Consider the following 15,463-nt stretch of genomic DNA (forward strand, 5'->3'; position numbering starts at 1 on the left):
ATGATCATCTTCTTAGAATATTTCTATCCAATTTGTAACTTATATTTTTCTGTTCATACCATCATCAAATCAGTTATTATCTATTTAATATTTATTTACCTGACTATTCTTTATGGATGATTCTCTGTTTAATGCAATAAAAAGCTATTTCAGGCAAAAACTGAGTAGAATAGATTATATTATCAACTTTATTACAGCGGCGGTTATTCTCGGAACGCTGATTTTCTTATCTGGTTACCTGGCAGAAAACAATTATGCTGCCTATATGCAATATGAAATATCAGTATGGTTGTATATAATTTCTATTGGCTTATGGGCGATGTGTTCCTTCGCCACTGTTTACTACTTAATTATGAAAACAGCTTTCAGGTTTAATAACGCAGGGTTATATGGCTGGCCAATATCTATTTTTATTTATCTATGTAGTGTCTTACCAAACTATCTTTCTGATAGAATAGTCACGTATTCACCACTTATCAGCCTTGTTGGAATCATTCTTGCTTTCACGCTTCCTGCAAGAAAAAATAATAATAAAAGGTAATATTTATCTCATATATCATAAATTTTATTTAATTTTAATATTGTCTGTGGTAGTAATAGTCGTTATAGAATAAAACGACTATTACTTGCATATCATCTTATCACCACTAAATATTTCACTATTCAGCAATGCCCTGTTTCTATAACTGCCTATTGTTATCCCTTATTAAAATAATTAATTCTCAAGAAAATAATAGAAGAGATCTGGATTCAATACAAAGGAAACGGGTTATTCTTGATTAAAGATTATTGAGGTAAACGGTGGGTGAGATAAAACAAAGCAAAGATGAGTTCGAAGAATAAACCATGAAGATTTATAATATTGATTACCAAAAAACCATGCCACAGAAGCCGATTTCATAAAGCAACTTCTGTAACATGATCTTACTCTGAGAGCAAAAACTATCCTTTATACTTCTCAACCAATGCCAACGCTATCGACTCAGTTTGTGCATCAGGATTACCACTGATGTCATCCGGTCTAAAATGCATCTGGAATGCACTGATTGTTTTACGAGTATCTTCATCAAGTACGCCTGTTTGCGGAATGGTATAGCCATATTTAGCTAATGTTTTCTGTATTAACTCAACAGAAGCCATGTCATTCCATTTCCTGCCAGCCATGTATTTTTCAACGGTGGTATCATCAGGCCATGCACCAATACCCTGTTCGGCCAATCTCTTCCAAGGGAAAAGTTTACCTGGATCATACTTTCTCAGAGGAGCAATATCACTGTGACCAATGACATTTTCCGGTTCAATGTTATAACGCTGGATAATATCTTTTGCCATACGCGCTAATAGATCGATCTGCTGCTCATTGAATGGATACCACTCTTTCTCAAGTAGCCTTTCCGTAAACCCTTTATTGACAATTTCAATTCCAATAGAGGTGTCATTCAAGTCCTTCCGACCATTCCATGCACTCACACCCGCATGCCATGCCCTTTTATCTTCAGGAACTAATTCCAGAGCAACCGGCTTCCCTTTCACATAACTCGGCAATGAAGGAATCAAATAATGAGCACTGACACCGCCCTGAGTTAATATACGCAAAGAATCTTCATCATTGACAGCGGTATAGTGAAATACCAAAAACCTTATTCTGTCATTCTGACTTTGTGAAGGAAAAGAGCTATCAGCCTGATAAGTCCCCCTATCTTTCAAGTGATGTTGGCTAGAACACCCCGCCAATAACATCAATAAGCTAACCAATATGATCTTCTTCATAATCTCCCTGTCCCACCTATTAATTTAAAACGAGATAATAACACAAATAAACTAAATGAATACAAAATAAAATTCATATTTTATATGATTTTTTTATGGAATCATTGGCGACATTCTTGATATAGAACACAAGGAAAAATGCCCTATTACCACAACTTCAATGGCAATAAGGCATAAACGATAAGCAAAACGTGAAAGGTAATCAGAGTCTATATCATTAAATAATATTAACTATATCCTCTGTTCTGGTATTTCACCTATGGCCAGTTACTTGATTTGATCGGGCGCGACTTGCCGTTTCTTCCCAAATACCAACCTCGACTTTTTGCTGAATCTCAGGATATTGATTGATATCAAACGTCGGTAATTTCCCAGCACGTCTCTGCTGGTTATAATCTTTCGCAAGCTTAAATGCGACGCCGGAAAGCAGCAAAATAGCGGTCAAGTTAGTGATTGCCATCAATGCCATAGACAAATCAGCCATTTTCCAAACCAAAGGCACTTCAGCCAATGCACCAAACATCACCATACCTAACGCCGCCAGACGGAGGACAAACAAGCCCGCAGTGTGATTACGTTCGAGGAAAACAATATTACTTTCCGCATAGGCATAATTCGCAATGATTGATGTGAAAGCGAAAAAGAAGATAGCTAAAGCGATAAACTCAGACCCCCAATCGCCTACTGCTGAAGATAATGCCCGCTGAGTCAGCTCTATTCCACTTATTCCTGAAATATTGCCGTCAAGCACACCCGATGAAAGGATAATAACAGCGGTAGCACTACAGATAACGATAGTATCCATAAAAACGCCCAACATTTGTACATACCCTTGGGAGGCTGGATGAGGAGGATACGGAGAGGCCGATGCCGCAGCGTTAGGTGCTGACCCCATCCCGGCTTCATTTGAAAACAGACCACGCTGAACACCCTGCGTCATCGCCTGCGCAACACCATAACCAACGGTTCCTGCAACCGCTTCCTGTAAACCAAACGCACATTTGAAGATCAATGCAAAAACTTCTGGCATACGTTCAAAATTATGACCAACGACCCAAAACGCCAAGATTAGATAAGCGGTTGCCATAAAAGGAACAACCAGCTCCGCAACTCTGGCAATAGAACGCAAACCACCAAAAATAATGATCCCGCTCAAGATCACTAATCCAATACCGACATATAATGGGCTAAAGTCAAAGGCAAAAACCGCAGCCTGGACAATTGAATTTGCCTGAACAGCATTAAATACCAGACCAAAAGCAATAATAAGGAATATGGAGAACAGAATCCCCATCCAGCGTGCCTTAAGCCCTTTTTCCATATAATAGGCTGGGCCACCGCGGTAATTCCCCTTATCGTCTTTTGTCTTGTACAGCTGAGCAAGAGTGCTCTCCATAAAAGAAGTCGCCATCCCAATCAGAGCAACAACCCACATCCAGAAAATGGCACCAGGCCCCCCCGCCGTTAAAGCAATCGCCACACCAGTAAGGTTACCTGTACCTACTCGCGCCGCTAAACTGGTACATAAAGCCTGAAATGATGAAATACCCGCACTGTCAGATTTCTTACTGTTTTTCAATACTGAAAACATATGCCCAAAATGGCGGATCTGTATAAACCCCGAACGTATAGTGAAGTAAGCACCTGCCCCAAGAAGAAGATAAATCAACACGGAGCCCCAAAGGATGTTGTTAAAAAAGTTAATTAGTTCCGTCAAGATATTTTTCCCCTTATAATTAGCAAACCCAGTCTGACCATAAAATCGTACCCGGCAAAATTCATTGCGCTTAATATGCCTTTATAATTAAACAAGTAACACAATGCCGTATAAAAAGAACACAGAGATACTGGCCAGAAAAGCGCTATGAATGTAACACAAGTTTGAAATTGATGTGTAATGTTTACTGACCTTTTTACATTATTCATCAGATTAAATGAATGTTTGATGTACTGCTCTTGACTAATAGTTAATAGATTATGTCATTCAATCTACTAATGTCCTCCAGTAGCTTCTATACATTCATTAGCTATACCACTTACCTATGATTCGCAACAAACTCCATATATAAAACTCATTGCTCCATTCCACACAGGTAAAACGAGTTGTACCAATGAATCGTTTATTAATTAGATCAACAAGCAATCAATATCAAGAAAAAAGATTCAGAAATAAGATATAGTGATTAATTTTGTGAGCAGATTATCAGCTTTAAGAAAAAAATCGTAATTAATTGTGAAGAATTTCACATAGTGACACCCGTAATATAAAAAAATAAAAAAAATCAAAAAGATAACTCACGACTTCCTATTCAGATGACAACGAAATGTCAATGCCATAATGCTAATGTAGGGAATATCATCTCAATGAATAACATGACATTCAAGAAACCAATAAACGGGTAAACTTGTATCACATCTTCACCACCCCGTAAAAGCGCAAGAATAATTTATATTTTTCTTTCGGTTATTTGCGTTAAGGGATTATTAATATTAAAAAGTTTATCACAAATATGACTCTCTTTATCTGGTTATAATTAATACATTGCCCACTTAATTGCCCACTTATTTTTCAACTTCCTGAGTATCTTTAAATATATATATCTAATATCTCTCACTACGGTATTTCCTGTAATATTATTGTCTAATATTCCCACAGGGATATTAGACAATAATATTACAATAGAATTAGTATCAAAAAATATTTCTTACAAAAAGTACTGACTGCTCCCTGGTTATCTCTTAGAAATAAATAACATTTATCTAACAATTTTCCGATTGCATAAGTAGAAATTTAATTTTTTACCAGATAGACTAAATACTTTATAAAATTCACAAAAAATTTACCTGACGAATAACAGAAGTTGCCTGAGACTAGATATATTGCAAACTAAAACCATGACAATAATATCCTTACCTTAAGCTTTCCCAAGACTGAGCAGCTACAAATGATTGTACTTTATAAATCACCAGTATGAAGTTCAACAAACGCCCTCCTACTGAGATAATTTAACCAAAATCACGACTACCATCTGTTAAAACAACCGTTTTACCTTTAAGCATCAAAATTTTCCCAAACTAATATTTACACGATTAATTACAATCTTATCAGCCAATGAAAACTCACATTTGACCCGATCATACATAATCATAACCAATATCTTTTCTATACTGTTTTAATATAACGCATTAATTCCAACATGAGATAATTTCAAATAGAAATTATCTTTGTAAAAAATATGAAAAAACTTCTCTTATATGCAACATAACACTGGATCTTTTATTATCTACTGCTAATATTTTCATTTGTTATCTTTTACAAAAAAAATATGTCTATAAAGTTAATATTGCATAAATATCTCACTTTTATTCTGAATACATAATTTAAACAATATACGTTGAGGTTATGAATGATGTTAAGAAGAAAAAGGAAGAATCCCACTGATAACAATTTACCTATAAGAGTCTATCGTGGGAGATCTAAATATGAATATCACCCTCCATCAGGAGGTTCAATATCCATTTGCTGTTTAAGCTCACCATTATCTGTCGTTTGGGAGGAATATGAAAAAATTCTAAATAAGGAAAATAATAACTAAATAATAAAATTTCAAATATTACACAGTAAGTATTATATTTACAGTTATAGAAACAGCGGGAGAACACACTCCCGTTAGCGGTTTTTACCTAATCACGCCCATCATAAAGATTTTTACAAACTATTAAATTAATTATCCAGTTATAACTTCTGCAATCTACCTATTGCTCGTCTGAAAATCTGAAATAAAAATGACCATGCGAACTATAGCCAAGAAACAACCGAATGATGATAATTCAACCAAACCTGTGTAAATCTGAGATAACTTACGCAAAGCTATCCAAGAAGTAGATAGCGCTCTATCACCAAGATTGCTCTAGACAGCTCGCTATCAGTAAACAAAGTATCTATGAGTCTAAGTCCGCAAGTTTCTTTCCAGTTCATATAACGGCATACACACAGCTACAGAACCATTCCGGCATACATAAAGGGATACCATCGCAAGAGTGATTAAAGAGGAGAAAAAAACAACAGGTGAGAAAATAGCTAACTTGACCTTCATATGGCGGAACAAAATGTGAGTTGTAAAATCTGAAACATTTATCCCCCACAGCAGCATTAACTACTGTGGAGGAGTCAGAAGATCTCAGATTACATATGCTGGATAATAGCGTCACCAAATTCGCTACACTTCAACAGCTTAGCACCTTCCATCAGACGCTCGAAATCATAAGTCACGGTCTTCGCGGCAATCGCACCTTCCATACCTTTAACAATCAGATCTGCGGCTTCTGTCCAACCCATATGACGTAACATTAGATTGCCAAAAACAACATAACAACTTGAATATTAATGATTTTTAAGTAATTTAAATTTAAAAATAACTACAGATAAGCATCATATAACCCACTGGTTTTTCAGAACATTATTTTAGTTTTGATAACTTCATCCTACCAAAAAATCCTACCCATTTCATCTAAATAATTCACAGTACCCAAGTTTCCGAAAATGGCCGTGACCTCGTTATCACTTCGGCTGTTCTGGCCAATCAACATCCGGCGCTTGATTCACATCAACATGAGTGATTAACACTCTGTATTTTCTCCACCCCAACAGAGCGGATTTCTCCGCGTCTGTCGCGACTTCTAAGTCAACAGAGTCTTGTAGCAATGAAATTGTGTCATTTGCTTGCTGTAACAGTGTTTCTTGCTGTTGTTTTGCTTCGTTGATTTGATGAGCTTTGAGAAGACCCTCGTCAACTACCCACTCTTTACCATCCCATTTGTCGAAATCAGTGGGCGGTTTCTTGAATGTCAGGGTATCCGGCAATTCCCCAATTTCAGTGATTTCAGTTGGGGCGCGCGTTAACGTGTCGTAAGCCACTTTTCCGCGATAGTCAGGGACAATTTCCCAATGGCTTTTATCTTCGCTACGACAGACAGCTTCATCTTCAGACTTCGGTAACTCAGGCGCATCGGGATAAGCGCCCGCTGACAAACTGACACCCAACATCACATACTCAATATCTGACGCTATGAATTCTCTCGTTATCTGATTCGAGTGATAGACCTTTATCCAGCCTGCTTGGGTTGCTAATCCGTCTTTACCCAATACGGCTGTTTCATGTTCTAAAGAGTATTTTTGTTCTGTCATTATGCTGCTCTCACTATGTAATTAAATGCGATGTTGCGGGGTCTATTTTCGTTAGCGGTTGGGACGACACGTGATGCGTCAAACACTAAATTAGTATTAGCTGTTTCAGCATCAAATCTGCGAGTATTTGCTCGCCATAGCATTGCATTCTTTCCGGAGAAAACTCCGGTGGCTTCTGTCACTGCGTCAAATCCATAATTTCCGCCAAACGATGCATCACCAGTAATATTTCTGATTGCATCTCCCTGCCACGTCCCACATACCCGACCGGGGTCAACACCACGACTATCATCCCATCCTCGGATAAACTCGCCTCTTAAATCGGGTACTCTGCCATTAGGATAAGCTACTGCTAGATTAGGATATAAAGATTTATCAAATGCTTGACCGTTGCATGTTAAGTACCCCGATGGAGGATTTAGTTGCGGCCAAGGAATAGGAGAGCCAACAGGGTGGGTATTGACAATACCGCCGTAGCTCTTCGTATTAGAATTCAAAAAATAGGCATACAGATCTCCGATAGAGTTAACATATATTTGTCCGACATCTTTATTTGTGTAGCCAAAGTTTAGACCTTTAGCCCAACCAGTTCCCGCTCCGCTCGAAAAAGCCCCCACGTATGACCGCGCCGGTATGTTCTCAAAACCAATCACTCCCGGAAAAGCCCCCACATCTTCCGCACTGGGCTTATTATTCGGACTATAAACACGCTGCCCATTCTCAAAAATGTATCTTGTCGCCCATATGTCTTGACTAGATACAACATCTTTGCCTTCTCCGGATTTTACATATCCAGTTGCATCCACATTCCCGTTTACAATCCCACCCGCTTTTGGAAACGCGTTCTTAGCCAACGCCGCCGTTTCCGCTAAACCGAGGTTTTTCACAAACTCACTTTTGTTGGGAATGTCGGCACCGTTTTGGGATTTGGCGAGTTTGGTGTTTGCGTTGTTATTCACATCAGTAACAAGCTTCTGAGTCGCCGCAAGGGTATTACTGTTACCTGTTTTGTCTGTGAGTTGGGTGATGCCTTTTTCTGTGAGTGTGGCATCTCGTACTTCTGGTAACGCATTTTTAATTGCTAATGCCAGACTCTTTTTCAGCGCATTAATATCCCCATTATCTAAAACATCATTGCCGGACTCATCGGCAATATATTGCGCAAGAATATGCGTAATAATAGATGACTGACGCCATGCTTTATTTAATTCACGTGACTTTGCGACACCGGCGCTAAATCCGTTAACTCGTGCCGCTAATGCTGCGTACTCTTCATTTGATAATACGTTAGCACCCTCGGCTGTACCGAAAGTTAAAAATTCATTCTTAGCCATTTATTTACTCTCAATTTAGTAGAATGGGCCAACCGCCGGTATCAAAACCGGCAATATATTTACTGTCTGAATCGAAACCAAAAATAACCCCCTGATTTTCAGAGTTGGTATAATTATTAACTCTGACTGCCCCCGGTTTAATATTTAAATACCCTTGTTGAATTACAGCTTTGACAACTTCGGGCACAACTCCCCCGGTAACATAAACATCCATGCTCATATCTTGATTATCGACGAAGAATATTAGTACTGACTCGTCAGGAATAACGCCTTGATAAATCTCAGCCAGCATTTCATTTGTACCGTCCCAGTGATTGGCTCTTATTTTTGAACGCAGTATCGTTCGGTAAGTTTCATCGTCTAATTCAGTAAAGCCGGAATCGGAATCATATTGACGTTTCCAGCTTCCCTCGTCTAACCCCACTCCATCAGTATCGAGCGCAAAGTACACGCCAACGATAGGTGTTTTGACATAACGTGAAAGCCCTATCCATTCCCCAACAGCATCTAATTGAACCCCTACAGCATCGTCAATTGAAAACTGGCTATTCAGGAGTTGAGCGGCATTAATAATAGTAGACAGTGGCCGGGTAATTAAATCAATGTGAGTAACAAATTTATTTGCCGTTCTGTGCTGAGGGGTAATCAGTGATAAATAATCTCTCATTGTCACCTCGTGATTAGCTTAATATGCTCCGGCTTACACGTAACAGCTTCATCAAATGTCACAATTAAATTGCTTGGTGATAAGTCATCTTCGGACCTGCCAATTTGTATTTCGAAAATATCATAAGTTAAGCCTTCTTCATCACGTAAATTAGCAGGAGAAAATAAACGGCTTAAATAAACATTATCACCGATTAACTGAGCATCGATATAACTGGCAATTGCGGTTCGAATTCTATCACCAACTAAGGTTGTGTATCCCTCAAATGCGGTCAAAGTTATTTCAACAAACACAGGCACGTCTTTCGGGCGTGAGAAGTGAATCGGATGCAGAATGCCATAACTATCCGCTACCTTAATTTCAGTATCGCCAAATGTACCCGCTCCCGGTCCTTTCTTCGTTTCAATAGTTTGGGCGATGAGTTTCGCGTCACCACCGTCCACAATCATTGCTATAGAGTGCGGCGGAATGCCGTTATTGTCCGTCACATTTGTATCATTCTCAAACCCACGCCGACGAACAACACCGGGTATCAGGCTAATGGCACCCTGAATTCCATCGAGCACGGTTCTTGATGGCAGCGCAACAGATTTCCGTTGCCGTTCTCTCAATGCTGTATCACTCTCAATCGGTTGGCCGGATGAAGCGGCGGAAGGGTTCGTGACACTCTGCCAGCCTTGCGTTGGGGTGCTAATGATAGAAACATCTCCAACTAACGCAGTGACATTGCCTTTTGTCTGGCACGTAGCAGTAGCGATAACAAAGCCGTGTATGCCAATAGATACTGTACCCGGCAAACTCCAGCTATAGCCGTTGATATCTCGCACGATACCGTTTTTTATAACGGTACCAACAGTACCAATGAGTTTAACGTCAACTGTTGAGTACGTTGATTTATGCCGGGTTATCCCGTTAATTCTTACATTGTTAGATAACGCGGCGCCAGTCGCTGACGCCGGACTAAACGAGTTGTAAGCAGCAATCACCGCATTATTCGCGTCATGTATCGCTAGTGAAAAGATAGCCAGCATCTGCCCGTCTTTACTGTCGGGTTCTAAATAAGCATCAGTGCCATAGATTTGACGCGCAAACTCAGTGATGTTACTTAGAATTGTCTGGTAATCAGGCGCACTGATACCGCTCTCAGTCACCGAGGCCGCAAGCCCTAACGTATCTAAATTTAACATTATGCCTCACCTATTACCGTAGTCTGGCCGTAAAGCGTATCGATGGTTGCTGTGAAAGTCAGGCGGCGTGTCGTGCCGTCATTGCGTGTATCAAATGAAAGAATCGACTTAACGCCTTTGGTTTTTAGGATACGGTCCCGAACGGCAAGGATATAAACATCAGATCGCTGTTTTCCCAAAACCGACTGTACGTAAGGGGTACCTTCTTTCATATCTAAAAACCAGTCACCTCGCCACAAAGCAAGTCGGGTTTTGACTGCCAGTGCAACAGCTTCGGGCGAATTCGTCAGAAACGCATTATCTCCCTGGCCGAAGCTGTAATCCCCGTTCTCATCTTCACGTCGATACCTCACTGGGGACCTCCTGTCTTGCTACCGCCCGATTGCACACCACTGTGCGTATGGTTTTTCAAGCTTATGCCACCGGCTGTCACATCGTTATTCACAGTAACCGGACCTTGCATGGTCGCGGTACCGCCACCAGCGCCCATCCCCTGCGATAAGTTGCCGTTAATGGTAACATTACCGTTTAGGACGATTTCAGGTGAAGTGATTTCGGTACCACCATTTGCAGTAGCAGTAAGTTTTGCCGGTGTGATAACCGTGACGTTATGACTGCTGGGATCGAGTTCAATATACGCCGCACCGTCATCTGTTCTCAGTTGCGCGGTGCTTGTGCTGATGCCCGATATTCTCTTTGACTGAGATTGTGGACCGACAATAGCAAAAGCATCAGATAAACTGTGTTGGCGTTCGTCTACCGGTTCTTGTACGCCACCCGATTGCCACCAGAAATCAATGCAGCGATCCGCAAACACAACCAGACATTCATCACCGGCTTTTACCGGGAATGTTAGTGTCACGCCACCGCCCCTTGGGAATACAACGGGGACATCAACCAATAGCGGCAAGGACACTGATGTTCTTTTATCGTCTTTATCAATTACACCACCAGCAATTACTGGTTGAACAACACAAGTCACATCACCCGCATTAAACGATTGGACTACACCCGGCACCACAGCCCTAAGCTGTGATGAAAGAAACCTGTTTGTCACTGATAGCACTTCTGATAAATCGCCGGCCCTTGATTCAGTTGATACTGGCATGGGAAAACTCCATAAAAAAAACCTGCCGAAGCAGGTCTATATTTTTTCTTGGTAAAAGGATTATGCGCTGACATGGTTAAGCAATTTCAATTCTTGCTCACTTAGGCACTGGAAAGACTCTTCTACTATACGAATAAGCCTACTCATGAGCTTATCAATACGTGCGTGTGCATCCGGTATTACCACAGCTATAATCTGATAATGATTTTCGTAATACCAATGTTGGGCGTAAACCAAATAATTGTCGCTTTTCCTGTTGTGTAGCATTACATTTGCCGGCCACGGCTTTTCATTTAGGGGACGAATATGCAATTTCCATATTCCGGACTCCATAGCTTTCATGTTGCGCTCAAAGCGTCCTTGGCACCCAAGCCAACCGGGTACATCTTCCGCATCACTCAGATATTTAGCTAGCATAGCCGCGTAATCATAAGCGGCTGTGTTGAAAAGCAGATCTTCTGCCACGCTGACATAGACCATACTTAACCCCATGCAGGTAACGGGATACCAAGCTTCTTATGCGAGAGATTCACCAATTCTTTATAACTTTCCTCATCAGCTTTCGGTGTGTACTCACCTGTATTAACTGGCAAGTACTGCTTTAACGTTGCTGCGATACGCAATAAAATATTTCTGTTGTTCGCGAAAGTCCTCAGCGCTCCCTGAGAATGCGTTTGGAATAGCTTGACGTGCGGCCCCCACGCTGGGGAAGACTCTGCCAGAATATAGCTTAATTTCAGGAGATGAAGTTGACTTGTGGCGATTTTTGCAGCAGATTCGTAACGTTCAACTACATCACGAATATCTATACCTGGCTCAATCCCATCACGGTCAATAGTTTCAAGTAATTCAATACCTGCTTGGGTGCTCTCTTTCAAATAGGCAAGTGCCATTTTAGATTCAGATAAATATGACATAACTTCCTGAGCTGTCAGTATCTTTTGCCTTGATCTATCCTGTACCAGTTGTGTAATCGGAGCGGAAAGATATTCTGGTAGTTTTGCTAACTGATTTGTATCAGGGAGTGGGGTTAGCAACATTACTAACGTCGTCATTCCTACTGCCATGTGAACCCCCTTGTTGGTGTGTAAAATAGCACTAGAAACACAGTATACTCGCTTCCCATGCCGCCGATAAGCTCATCTTTTAATTAATCCGCCACTTTCTTACGTATCAACATTACATTACTCTGCATACTTGCTTATTAAAGTACAATCAGATTTACTAAGAGAATTTATTTCTGCAACATCAGGAATTGAGCACGCTAATTTTAAACTTCTCATACCTAATCTTGCGTAATTGTACCCATTTTCCATAACTAACTTATTAGTTAATGAAACTATTTTATCCATGGGTATATCTCTTCTCATTGCTTCCTGAGTAGCATAGATTTCTGCTTGATCCTGTATGGCATTTTTAGTGAAAATATTCTCACTCAACTCAGGATAATCATTAAAAAAATCATCTAAACTCTTACTCTTAGCCGGAAATGCTATAATCATCAAAGATATTGATATAAAAAATAAGTTACGCATAGTGCCCCATTATTTTGATACACACGTTAAATATCTCTCTGACAGTGCTTACATATTTTAGCTTTTTTCTTTACCAATTCAGCGCAATACGGGCAATCTCTTAACGAATCTTCATTCTCAGTTATCACTGAGTCTATTTCCTGCTTTGTTAACGCCCAAGCCATGCAACCTAACCACCCGATAATAGTCCATCCTACTATGATGTTTACAAGAGCGATAAAGTAAATATGTTTATGCATCCTGCGTGATGCAACATAAGTTGGCGCAAAATATATAAACAAAAAAGCTATTGCAAGAGCAAGGTTTACAAAACCATCCATAACTCAGCCACCTTTAATCTTGTAATTTCTTACACGGAAACGAACCGATGATCTTCGGCGCATCCATAGCATTCTGTAACAGTTGGACATTCAGCCACGCCTTGCCGTTCCGCTTGATAAACTGGAAGCCGTACATGTTGCCGTCACGCGCGGGCATGAGGCCCATGTCTGTTTTAGTGTTGGCATAATCGCCTTGTTCTTTAATAAAGGCGATTTTTTGGGATGTGACTTTTTCCCCATTCACTCGAATCATTCCATCGTTATCATTTACAGATATATGATAACCAGAACATTGGAATGCTGCATTCGCTGTAGATATTGTTCCCGTAAGAGCAATTATAGTTAATATTAAAGTATTTAATTTCATTGCAATTAATTCGTTTTATTGAGATTAGAAGATGACCACAAATCAGCCGCCCCACGCGCTTCACACATCATTTGTGTATACGTATCAGTGGGGTTGTCGCGTCCGGTCATCGTAAACCAGATATCTCCGCTGAAGATTTCCCCGTAGTTTTGGCCGTCACGTTGCCCGGTGGTTCCCGGTTCCACGTGTCTAACTTTGCCGACTTCACTCTCAGAAACGGTGGGTGTTATGCCGTCGTAGCCGACAATAATTTTTATCTTCGAAAACTCGCTACTCAGTATGCGATTACTGGTATCTTTTGAGAGATTGTAAATTCTTAACGTCGCCACACGCGGATTGCTAATAGTGAACCACTCAATATTAAAGGTTACTTTAAAATCTGACAGAACTATTCCCTTACTCTGATCATCTAACAGCATTAACTCGAAATGACGTAACCAATTCTGACTCATGTTTTTACCTCTGTATAAAATATAAATGACTGGAGAGACCAAGGCTATCTTTCGTGGGATATTCAGCACTGTCGGCATCACTGGCAATAACTAACATGCCGTTAATACCAATATAAGGATATTGTTCTAATAGGTTCACACCCGGTATGAGTGATGCACCTGTCAATAATTCCACCCCCGATTTATCCTGGATATCCATCACCCAACCGGCTATATCCCGGTAAATTAGACGCATCTTGATATCTGTATTTCCCAGTTTAATTGCGAACGTTTGATTATTTGCTGTAAGTGGAATTTCTGAGACTGGCATCAGCTCCCCCCTTTTATGTAGCTTTTAAACGCATCAATAAAAACACCTTTTGCTTGTGACAAAATAGACTCATTGACGGGTTGCATGGCCTTGGTACCTGAGTTCTCCACCGCTGACGTGCTCACCCCGGTTTTCATGACTTCTTTTTCAGCAACTTGTACTTTTTGAGTCGATGTTATAATCACTTCACGCAATGTCAGGGTACATAGCAACACGTTCTCACTATGCCGGTCCGTAGTGACTTCGATCGCTTTAATCAGCATGTTTTCGTAAGTGCGCTTGCCGGTAATGACATTGAAGGGTTCCCGTAGTTCTTGGAGATCAAGGATTTTTTGATAAGTCTCTTTCGGGCTAAGTCCCATGCTCAAGCCAATCTTTGACGTATCAATAAAATCCAGTAACGAACCCCCACCCGCAAAACCCAGTTCCATCGCCGTGGCTTTCGCGTCCGTTGCACCGTGCACGGTAATGTTCGTTGTTTGCTGAACGCTGTGACTTCCGGCAATAGCAGCGCAACATGCTGGTGAAGTCCCTCCAGGATACAACCCCGCATTAGCAACTAAACAGCCCAAAAGAAGGATCACTCGTCAACGCTTAAATCAACGCTTAAATCTTGATGAATGGCAAAAGATATTTGAAATTGCAGATTCAAATCATCGTTACATGGGGAATGCTATGTTGTTGGCAATAGTGACAGGTCAACGCCTGGGTGATATTTCTGAAATGAAATTCAGTGATGTGTGGGATGATTATTTGCATATTACACAAGAAAAAACAGGGGTAAGATTAGCCATTCCTCTTTCATTAAGATGTGATGCATTAAATATCTCTCTTAAAGAAGTGATTTCAAGATGCCGAGATCGCGTAGTTAGCCCATATCTAATTCACTATTTTCATACAACATCACAATCAAAACGCGGTGAAAAAGTAACACCAAATACATTGACAACAAACTTTAAAAAAGCACGTGATAAAACCAACATTAACTGGGGGGAAGGTACGCCAGCCACTTTTCACGAGCAACGCTCACTATCAGAACGTCTATATCGTCAACAAGGAGTTAATACAAAGGATTTACTAGGACATAAAAGCCAGCAACAAACTGATAGATACCACGATGATCGTGGTAAAGATTGGGTAAAAGTTGTAGTTTAATATGCTCAAATTTTATCAGGTTTTGATAACTAGTTTTGATAACTTTTTGATAACAGTTTCGTCAGTGATA

General features: G+C 40.3%; 16 protein-coding genes and 3 pseudogenes. 2 read left to right on the top strand and 17 right to left on the bottom strand.

Features of this window, described 5'->3' with window-relative positions; genetic code table 11:
* Nucleotides 1-112: 112 nt before the first annotated feature.
* Nucleotides 113-541 (top strand): hypothetical protein, encoded by a 429-nt coding sequence (locus tag BO26_RS04645; RefSeq protein WP_036769294.1) that lies wholly within the window; start codon nt 113-115, stop codon nt 539-541.
* A 401-nt stretch (nt 542-942) separates the two neighbouring features.
* Here the strand turns inward: BO26_RS04645 and BO26_RS04650 are convergent, their stop codons facing one another.
* The 17 genes and pseudogenes from BO26_RS04650 to BO26_RS04730 all read right to left on the bottom strand — a co-directional run bounded on the left by BO26_RS04650 (nt 943) and on the right by BO26_RS04730 (nt 14,822).
* Nucleotides 943-1,770 (bottom strand): N-acetylmuramoyl-L-alanine amidase, encoded by an 828-nt coding sequence (locus tag BO26_RS04650; RefSeq protein ID WP_036769297.1) that lies wholly within the window; start codon nt 1,768-1,770, stop codon nt 943-945.
* Between the two features lie 253 nt (nt 1,771-2,023).
* Nucleotides 2,024-3,487, bottom strand: coding sequence for an alanine/glycine:cation symporter family protein (locus BO26_RS04655; protein WP_036769299.1), 1,464 nt, complete (start codon nt 3,485-3,487; stop codon nt 2,024-2,026).
* 2,469 nt (nt 3,488-5,956) lie between these two features.
* Nucleotides 5,957-6,124 (bottom strand): annotated as a pseudogene (locus BO26_RS21910) (isocitrate/isopropylmalate family dehydrogenase); the annotation flags it as partial.
* A 207-nt stretch (nt 6,125-6,331) separates the two neighbouring features.
* On the bottom strand, nt 6,332-6,958 hold the full coding sequence (locus BO26_RS04660) for a tail fiber assembly protein (RefSeq protein WP_036769302.1): 627 nt from the start codon (nt 6,956-6,958) through the stop codon (nt 6,332-6,334).
* Nucleotides 6,958-8,292 (bottom strand): phage tail protein, encoded by a 1,335-nt coding sequence (locus BO26_RS21915; protein WP_072023213.1) that lies wholly within the window; start codon nt 8,290-8,292, stop codon nt 6,958-6,960. Before BO26_RS21915 ends, BO26_RS04660 begins: the two co-directional genes overlap by 1 nt.
* Nucleotides 8,293-8,302: 10 nt before the next feature.
* Nucleotides 8,303-8,959, bottom strand: coding sequence for a baseplate wedge 1 family protein (locus tag BO26_RS04675; protein ID WP_036769306.1), 657 nt, complete (start codon nt 8,957-8,959; stop codon nt 8,303-8,305).
* Nucleotides 8,960-8,961: 2 nt separating this feature from the next.
* Nucleotides 8,962-10,146, bottom strand: a complete 1,185-nt coding sequence (locus BO26_RS04680) for a baseplate J/gp47 family protein (RefSeq protein ID WP_036769309.1) — start codon at nt 10,144-10,146, stop codon at nt 8,962-8,964.
* Complete coding sequence (locus tag BO26_RS04685; RefSeq protein WP_036769311.1) at nt 10,146-10,499, bottom strand: contractile injection system sheath initiator; 354 nt, start codon at nt 10,497-10,499, stop codon at nt 10,146-10,148. Before BO26_RS04685 ends, BO26_RS04680 begins: the two co-directional genes overlap by 1 nt.
* Nucleotides 10,496-11,254 (bottom strand): phage baseplate assembly protein V, encoded by a 759-nt coding sequence (locus BO26_RS04690; RefSeq protein ID WP_036769313.1) that lies wholly within the window; start codon nt 11,252-11,254, stop codon nt 10,496-10,498. The genes BO26_RS04685 and BO26_RS04690 overlap by 4 nt, the downstream gene beginning before the upstream one ends.
* Before the next feature lie 60 nt (nt 11,255-11,314).
* Entirely contained in the window at nt 11,315-11,734 is a 420-nt protein-coding gene (locus tag BO26_RS04695) for a type II toxin-antitoxin system YafO family toxin (RefSeq protein ID WP_036769316.1), read from the bottom strand.
* 2 nt (nt 11,735-11,736) lie between these two features.
* A complete protein-coding gene (locus tag BO26_RS04700) occupies nt 11,737-12,321 on the bottom strand; it encodes a hypothetical protein (protein WP_036769319.1) in 585 nt (194 codons plus the stop codon).
* Between the two features lie 117 nt (nt 12,322-12,438).
* Nucleotides 12,439-12,789, bottom strand: a complete 351-nt coding sequence (locus tag BO26_RS04705; protein ID WP_036769323.1) for a hypothetical protein — start codon at nt 12,787-12,789, stop codon at nt 12,439-12,441.
* Between the two features lie 26 nt (nt 12,790-12,815).
* Nucleotides 12,816-13,109, bottom strand: a complete 294-nt coding sequence (locus BO26_RS04710; RefSeq protein WP_036769325.1) for a superinfection immunity protein — start codon at nt 13,107-13,109, stop codon at nt 12,816-12,818.
* A gap of 13 nt (nt 13,110-13,122) precedes the next feature.
* Entirely contained in the window at nt 13,123-13,476 is a 354-nt protein-coding gene (locus BO26_RS04715) for a hypothetical protein (protein ID WP_036769327.1), read from the bottom strand.
* A gap of 77 nt (nt 13,477-13,553) precedes the next feature.
* A pseudogene (locus BO26_RS04720) lies at nt 13,554-13,928 on the bottom strand (hypothetical protein); the annotation flags it as partial.
* A 4-nt stretch (nt 13,929-13,932) separates the two neighbouring features.
* Nucleotides 13,933-14,238 (bottom strand): phage baseplate plug family protein, encoded by a 306-nt coding sequence (locus tag BO26_RS04725; protein WP_036769330.1) that lies wholly within the window; start codon nt 14,236-14,238, stop codon nt 13,933-13,935.
* Nucleotides 14,238-14,822 carry a phage baseplate protein gene (locus tag BO26_RS04730; protein WP_236637316.1) on the bottom strand — a complete coding sequence of 195 codons (585 nt, stop codon included), beginning with the start codon at nt 14,820-14,822 and terminating at the stop codon, nt 14,238-14,240. The genes BO26_RS04725 and BO26_RS04730 overlap by 1 nt, the downstream gene beginning before the upstream one ends.
* Here BO26_RS04730 and BO26_RS04735 point away from each other — a divergent pair.
* A pseudogene (locus BO26_RS04735) lies at nt 14,749-15,393 on the top strand (tyrosine-type recombinase/integrase); the annotation flags it as partial. The gene BO26_RS04730 and the pseudogene BO26_RS04735 overlap by 74 nt on opposite strands.
* Nucleotides 15,394-15,463 lie beyond the last annotated feature (70 nt).

Source organism: Photorhabdus australis DSM 17609 (assembly GCF_000711895.1).
GTDB classification, from domain to species: domain Bacteria; phylum Pseudomonadota; class Gammaproteobacteria; order Enterobacterales; family Enterobacteriaceae; genus Photorhabdus; species Photorhabdus australis.

Excerpts from the sequence above, each read along its gene's own strand:
- BO26_RS04710 (WP_036769325.1), bottom strand. The coding sequence starts at position 13,109 with ATGGATGGTTTTGTAAACCTTGCTCTTGCAATAGCTTTTTTGTTTATA.
- BO26_RS04680 (WP_036769309.1), bottom strand. The coding sequence starts at position 10,146 with ATGTTAAATTTAGATACGTTAGGGCTTGCGGCCTCGGTGACTGAGAGC.
- BO26_RS04675 (WP_036769306.1), bottom strand. The coding sequence starts at position 8,959 with ATGAGAGATTATTTATCACTGATTACCCCTCAGCACAGAACGGCAAAT.
- BO26_RS04650 (WP_036769297.1), bottom strand. The coding sequence starts at position 1,770 with ATGAAGAAGATCATATTGGTTAGCTTATTGATGTTATTGGCGGGGTGT.
- BO26_RS04660 (WP_036769302.1), bottom strand. The coding sequence starts at position 6,958 with ATGACAGAACAAAAATACTCTTTAGAACATGAAACAGCCGTATTGGGT.
- BO26_RS04690 (WP_036769313.1), bottom strand. The coding sequence starts at position 11,254 with ATGCCAGTATCAACTGAATCAAGGGCCGGCGATTTATCAGAAGTGCTA.
- BO26_RS04695 (WP_036769316.1), bottom strand. The coding sequence starts at position 11,734 with ATGGTCTATGTCAGCGTGGCAGAAGATCTGCTTTTCAACACAGCCGCT.
- BO26_RS04645 (WP_036769294.1), top strand. The coding sequence starts at position 113 with ATGGATGATTCTCTGTTTAATGCAATAAAAAGCTATTTCAGGCAAAAA.
- BO26_RS04700 (WP_036769319.1), bottom strand. The coding sequence starts at position 12,321 with ATGGCAGTAGGAATGACGACGTTAGTAATGTTGCTAACCCCACTCCCT.
- BO26_RS21915 (WP_072023213.1), bottom strand. The coding sequence starts at position 8,292 with ATGGCTAAGAATGAATTTTTAACTTTCGGTACAGCCGAGGGTGCTAAC.
- BO26_RS04705 (WP_036769323.1), bottom strand. The coding sequence starts at position 12,789 with ATGCGTAACTTATTTTTTATATCAATATCTTTGATGATTATAGCATTT.
- BO26_RS04725 (WP_036769330.1), bottom strand. The coding sequence starts at position 14,238 with ATGCCAGTCTCAGAAATTCCACTTACAGCAAATAATCAAACGTTCGCA.
- BO26_RS04715 (WP_036769327.1), bottom strand. The coding sequence starts at position 13,476 with ATGAAATTAAATACTTTAATATTAACTATAATTGCTCTTACGGGAACA.